The sequence below is a fragment of the Mesorhizobium sp. M7A.F.Ca.AU.001.01.1.1 genome (genome assembly GCF_004022735.1).
GTDB lineage: Bacteria > Pseudomonadota > Alphaproteobacteria > Rhizobiales > Rhizobiaceae > Mesorhizobium > Mesorhizobium ciceri.
In genome coordinates this window covers 1-6228 of the sequence record NZ_RZPF01000373.1, presented here as the reverse complement: position 1 = coordinate 6228, position 6228 = coordinate 1, and the positions used below count along the sequence as shown (strand labels likewise).

At 59.4% G+C, this 6228-nt stretch carries 5 protein-coding genes; 4 read left to right on the top strand and 1 reads right to left on the bottom strand.

Annotation, left to right across the window (positions count from 1 at the left end; all coding sequences use genetic code 11):
- A partial coding sequence (locus EN884_RS21555) for a pitrilysin family protein (RefSeq protein ID WP_164895090.1) occupies nt 1–756 on the top strand: 756 nt, incomplete at its 5' end.
- A gap of 415 nt (nt 757–1171) precedes the next feature.
- Entirely contained in the window at nt 1172–2647 is a 1476-nt protein-coding gene (locus EN884_RS21550; protein WP_095769043.1) for an NAD-dependent succinate-semialdehyde dehydrogenase, read from the top strand.
- Between the two features lie 784 nt (nt 2648–3431).
- Here EN884_RS21550 and EN884_RS21545 read toward each other — a convergent pair.
- The gene (locus EN884_RS21545) at nt 3432–3947 is read right to left on the bottom strand and encodes a DUF2285 domain-containing protein (protein WP_224570032.1); all 516 of its coding nucleotides are present in this window, start codon (nt 3945–3947) and stop codon (nt 3432–3434) included.
- 793 nt (nt 3948–4740) lie between these two features.
- On the opposite strand from EN884_RS21545, the gene EN884_RS21540 reads away from it, so the two are divergent.
- Together EN884_RS21540 and EN884_RS40160 are read left to right on the top strand one after the other, a co-directional pair.
- A complete protein-coding gene (locus tag EN884_RS21540) occupies nt 4741–5196 on the top strand; it encodes a transposase (RefSeq protein ID WP_256748481.1) in 456 nt (151 codons plus the stop codon).
- 880 nt (nt 5197–6076) lie between these two features.
- Nucleotides 6077–6205 (top strand): hypothetical protein, encoded by a 129-nt coding sequence (locus EN884_RS40160; RefSeq protein ID WP_135907184.1) that lies wholly within the window; start codon nt 6077–6079, stop codon nt 6203–6205.
- The last annotated feature ends 23 nt before the right edge of the window (nt 6206–6228 follow it).

The following is a 6228-nucleotide window of genomic DNA, read 5'->3' as shown; positions in this document are numbered from 1 at the left end:
AAAGAGAGCCTGCCCGGCATCACGCCGTCCGACCTCCGCGCCTTCCACCAGGCCATTTTCGCTCGCGACGGGCTCCATATTGCCGTGGTGGGTGACATTGACGCGAACACGTTGAGGGAAAGGCTTGACCAGCTGTTTGGTGATTTGCCTGAGCAACAAACCCTCGTCCCCGTCTACGATGTCGCGCCGAAACTCGGTCAACTGGTGGAGGAGAACTACGACCTGCCGCAGACTTCGCTGACGTTGGCCTGGCCTGGCGTGAAGCCTAGCGCGCCGGATTTCTACGCGGCCGTGCTGCTGAACGACATCCTTGGCGGCTCATACTTGACTTCCCGCCTTTACGAGGAGGTACGTCAAAAACGCGGCCTTGCCTATCACGTCAGCTCTGAACTAACCCTTGACTCGCTTCTGGTTACGACAGAGACACGCTCGGACTGCGCTGCCCAAACACTGAGCATCGTGCGAGATGTGGTAAAGCAGATGGCGCAGCAAGGACCGACCGGGGCCGAGCTCAAGGCGTCGAAGAAGCACCTGATCGGCGCCTATGCCATCGACCAACTGGGCTCGACCCGCTCGATTGCAGACCGGCTCCTGGATTTGCAGATTCACAAGGCCGACGTCGACTACAACCAGCGTCGCGCCCGCAGCATCGGTCGGGTGACGCTCAAACAGGTCAAGGCGGCGGCCAAAAAGCTGCTTTCGGCCGAGCCCGCCATTTTGGTGGTCGGCCCGCCGCTGGGCGGCAAGGATGAGTAAAGAAACTCATCTCACCTTCCTTCTTCATCGGGGCTTCTCGTGGGAAGAGCGAATGTGGAGGCCCGTGGGCCAAGCAGATCATGCAGACGCGCGGAGTCGTTTTCGCCGACCTTGCGCGGCATTGGCGGTCCGGCGGCCTCTCGCCGAAATGGCGCTCCTCAGCATGTATGCCGCCTTTTTGCAGAATTCAGTCGCATGCCACCAGCAGGCATGGTGGATGAAGCAAACATCCGACTGCTTAATCCATCAATTGATGAACCGCGGGCACTCAAACTAACGAAACTGCTGTCTTTTCATCGGGCTAGCGTGGTCTACCAGCTGCTTTGCCGAGGCCCTACGACGAACCCACTGGTGCAGAATACACACTGACGGCCTGTCGACCTGGATGTTCGCTGCGTTGAGGAGGAATCCGGTATTGCCCCTGTGCCTGCCGATGATCCGCCGTCTGAAATCCCCGCACCTGTTTGGAGCCATCGACCGCCTGCCGGCACTCGGCAGACCAGTTGGCAATAAGACGTTCGAGGTCGTCAATCCGTCGACCGGCGAAGTTTTGGCAGAGCTTCCCGATATGGGCGTGGAGGAGACACGTGCTGCGGTAGACAAGGCCTATGTTGCGCAGTCGGGATGGGCCGCGTTGACGGCCCGAGAACGTAGCGACGTTCTTTGGCGATGGCATCAGCTGATCATCGACCATGCAGGCGATCTCGCCGCGATTCTGACTGCGGAAATGGGCAAGCCGCTTGCCGAAGCCATTTCAGAGGTATCGCATGCGGCGGCGTATCTGCAATGGTATGCCGAGGAGGCCAATCGCGTCTATGGCGAGACGATCTCGGCACCCTCGACAGACCGCCGAATGCTAGTGATCAAGCAGCCCATCGGCGTTGTTGGCACGATCACGCCATGGAATTTCCCGGCCTCCATGGTGGCGCGCAAAATCTCGCCGGCCTTGGCTGCGGGCTGCACAATCGTGCTCAAGCCCGCTGAACAGACGCCGCTCGTGGCTGGCGCAATGTTCGCCCTCGCCCATCAGGCCGGCTTTCCCGATGGCGTGGTCAACCTGATCTATGCGTCCGAAGGTGATCGCGTGGGCCGTGAACTCTGCACCAATTCCAAGATTCGAAAGATCAGCTTCACCGGTTCGACCGAGGTCGGACGGCTGCTGATGCGTCAGTGCTCTGACCAGATCAAGAAGGTCAGCCTTGAACTCGGCGGCAATGCACCTTTCATCATCTTCGATGATGCCGACATTGACGGTGCTGTTGACGGTGCGGTCCAGGCGAAGTTCCGCAATGCCGGCCAGACCTGCGTTTCCGCGAACCGCATTTACGTCCAATCGAGCGTTCACGATGAGTTCGTCAAGAAATTCGTGGAAAGAATCCGGCACTTGTCGGTTGGCGACGGATTCGATGCCGGAGTGGACATCGGACCGCTCATCGACAAGCATGCTCTGGCCAAGATCGAGTCTCACGTCGCAGATGCCATTGCGAAAGGCGGCACAATACGATGCGGGGGCCAGCGTATCGGCAAGAATGGCACGTTTTTCGAACCCACGGTCCTCACCGAGATTTCCAGCGTCATGGCAGTCGCGCAAGAGGAGACATTCGGGCCGCTCGCGCCGATCATTCGCTTCAACGATGCGGATCAGGTCGTGCGCGAGGCCAATGACACGATATACGGCCTCGCCGCATACTTCTATGCCTCAAACCTGAAGCGGGTCTGGCGTGTGGCAGAGGCTCTGGAATATGGCATGGTTGGCATCAACACGGGACGCATGTCCTCGGAGGCGGCACCGTTTGGCGGGATCAAACAATCCGGCATCGGGCGGGAGGGTTCCCGTCATGGCCTCGAGGACTATCTGGAAATGAAATATCTTTGCATGGGCGGGATTTGAAACCTGCTGCACTGTCTCTCCGCCCCACCGGGGGGCGGCCTGCGGTCAATGCCGCCACCTAATTGGAAGTTCCAAACGCCGTTGACCTGAAACACGGATGCCCGGCAGGAGACTGAGCTCGCTGTCGGGCCGGACATGCCTTGGGAGGGCATAAGTCAGCGCTCCTAGGGCCGATGGGCCACTCAGTTCGTGCGCCTTTTGCCGATTGCGTTGCATGTGCCGTGCCAAGCCAAAAAGCATTGATAAACCGCCGATGGATCAGCTTTTGCCCTGTTGCGCATTCTACATTGTGGGATATGCGACAATGCCCAAGCGGTTGAATCGTCGTGTTGCAGAACCCCAGACGGGTCATGACTGCTATTCTTAGGACAGTGCGCAGCAAGCCGCTACTCGCTGCACTCCAGGCACACCATTTCCATAATCAAGCGGTGGGTGCTATGTTGACCGAGCTGTCGACCAGGGAACGGTGTGAGGCCTCAGATCCCTCCATATTGTTGCACCCGCCGGTCCAACAGGACTGCAGGTCCGGCCTCAAAGGATCTTGGCTGCTATGGCGACATTGCGGTGCACGCCGCTTTCCGACCAATGATGTGCGTCCAGGTCGAGGCCGGCCCTAATGAACCACCGCCTTGGCACCCTCGCCCATCTCATTTCGGCATCGACAAGCTAGACCAGAGCGCACTTGCAAGGCGCCATGCAGTCCTGTCGGCGGGCGAACTGTTGGTGACGGGTACAGCTGCGAGCGAACGTTCATCCACCGACGCACAGCGCGGACTGTCGCTTTTCAAATTAGGAAATCTCTGTAGCCACCATTCATGAGCGCGCGGCCACGCGAGACGGCCCGACGGATGCGGTCGCGCAGATGATCGCGAGGATCCGCCCAGTCGGCATGGACGCGCCGTTGACCGATGAGAACTTCGGCGAGCTCGCGATGAGGTGCTCCGGCGAGCGAACCGTCGAGCGCACGAAGAACGAAGGACAAACGAACGCCGCGCTTTTCCGGCGCAAACAAGCGGGGGGGCAACTGTTGCCCTAGACTGAGAGCATTGAGGCACTCCAGTCCCCTCAGTCGATGCTTTAAAAGCACCGCGGGCCAGATGGCTTGCGTATGCAGGCAAACAGGGTGGAGGATATTCGCGCCCGAGACGGCGAGCTGCAGCGCGTGGTCCGCATTGCGAAGAAGAACATGCTGGCTCTTGTCGGGCGCCAGCAGGACGATTGCACGACAGGGCAATGCCGAGAGTTCGAACGGCGGTGTCGGCGACGAGGCAGGCAACCGTTCCGCAATGACCGGCAGCACATGGACGCACCAGAGCGGACACCAGAATACGACCGAAGCGCGGCCACAAGACTCCGCGAAACAGAACACCCCAGCGTGACAGGTCGCCGGCCGACGCGACCATATCGAGAAAGGATTGGAGAGACCAAGTCTTGCAATGCTGGCGCGCAGCGGTCAGATCGCGCTGGAACGCTGGATTGCGGCGTAAGAACTCCCAAGCCCACTCCCGCAGCGTCAGGCCAGCGGTGTAGTCGTATGATCTTTCATCCCGCCAATCGGCCTGATCCGCGCCAGTCAGGAGATTCATGACTGACATCCCCTGCCCGCGCCTGCGTGCGTCGAAACATTATGCCACTTCGCAAAGCATCGGCGAAGGCAGCAGACGTCGAAGACCCCGTTTCGTTGAAGCGTCAGCCATCGCCACTGTCGGCGACAGAAGATGTGCCCAAATTGCCACCAGACCGTCGAACTGGCACAGCGACGGCCAGCGCGACCTGGAATTGATCCCGTAACGGTCATCGGCTCCTGCGTCGCGATCCAGACGTCCCTTGAAGGCGCAGTAGCGCGGCAGTGGATCGCACGCTGCTTGTCGGCAAGTTGTCGTAGCGGCGGCGCCATAGGCACGGTCATCGGAGGGTCTCCTGCGGCAAGCTTTCGCCATTGGAGGCCAATCTCCCCGCTAGGGCAGCCTGTGCAGTTGCACAGGTGAAGCGGATCAATCAGGGGGAGCCATGGCGGAAACTGGATGATGGCGGCTTGAGGAGAGCGGCGTATCGAGGCGGGTGATGAAGCCTGCCAGTACCTCTCAAGGAGAGTGATACGCCATGAACGAGACTATCAACACATTGTTCGCCTTCGTCAGCCCGACGAAATCGATGATACCCTGACGGATGTACTTCGCAGCGGCGCGCGCAAATTGCTTGCGCATGCGATCGAGATGGAGGCCGAGGCGTATGCCAAGGCGGTCGACTGCCTGACGAAAGATCATATTGCGTCGCTGGCGCTCTACGATTTCCCCGCCCAACACTGGGATCATCTGCGAACGTCCAATCCCATCGAAAGCGTCTTTGCAACCGTTCGCTATCGCACGGTGCGTACCAAGGGCTCGCTATCCTCGAAAACCGCCCAGCTGATGGTCTTCAAGCTGTTGGCCGCGGCCAGGAAGTGGCGACGATTGAAAGGACAAAATCAGTTGCCGAAACTCATCGCAGGTGCCAGGTTCCTGGACGGAATCCAGGTCATCGAAACGAAGCCGCAGAGCGCCGCTTGATCAGCCTCGTCACCCAAATTCCAGCATAGCTCCATCGGAACTGCCAGCCTTCCTTGCCGATCAGGCGCATATCAGCGCTGACGATACCGAGGACGGCGATGGCGGTCACCTCCAGGCCGCCGAGTAACGACCCTCAAAACACCGCACTGGTCGAGGCCAGCCTGAACCGGTATCTTGTGCCTGCCCTCGGGAGTCGCTCTATCCACCATGTGATCGACACCGACATTGCTAACATCACCAAGAAGATCGTCGCCGGGGGTCACCCGCAAGCGGCTAACACGGCCTTCTGGTGTATGCGGGCATTTTTCAACTGGTGTCGCAAACCGCCGCAACGGCTCATCCGCGGTTTCCCCGCGAGGGATTGGAAAATCCGGATCCGGCCCCGATCGTCAAGCGCAAGCGAGTGGTGAACGATGCCGAACTGGCGGCTATATGAACGGGCTGTGAGCCCGAACCGGGCGATATCGGCTATTCGTTCGGCTCCATCGTCAAGCTGCTCATTCTGACCGGACAGAGGCGTACGGAAGTTGCCGCGATGCGTTGGTCCTCAACCTTGAAGCCGGAACATGGAACTATCGGGTGACCGCACGAAGAACGAAGAGCCTACGCTTATTCCGCTGTCCACACTGGCGGTGTCGGTCCCCCAGACGGTACCGAAGACCAATGACACGTTTTTTTCCCTGCGAGGGGCAACGAAAGAAGCCACTTCTCAGGCTACGCGAAGGGCAAGAAGGCTCTAGACGGCAAGGTCAATACTGACGGGGTGGCTTTGGAGAACTGGACCCTTCACGATCTGCGCAGGACGCTCGCGACAAATCTCGGCAGGCGGCAGGTATTGCCACACGTCATCGAGCACATACTGAATCACAAGGCGGCGTCCTTGACAGACATTGGCGAAATCTACAATCTCTATAGCAACGTCAAGGAGAAGCGCGAGGTGTTGCAGATGTGGTCAAATCACATCGAATGGCTGATCAAGCAGGCTGCGGATGACGCTCTGGCGGCGTAGCTGCTGGCATGGGCGGAAGATGC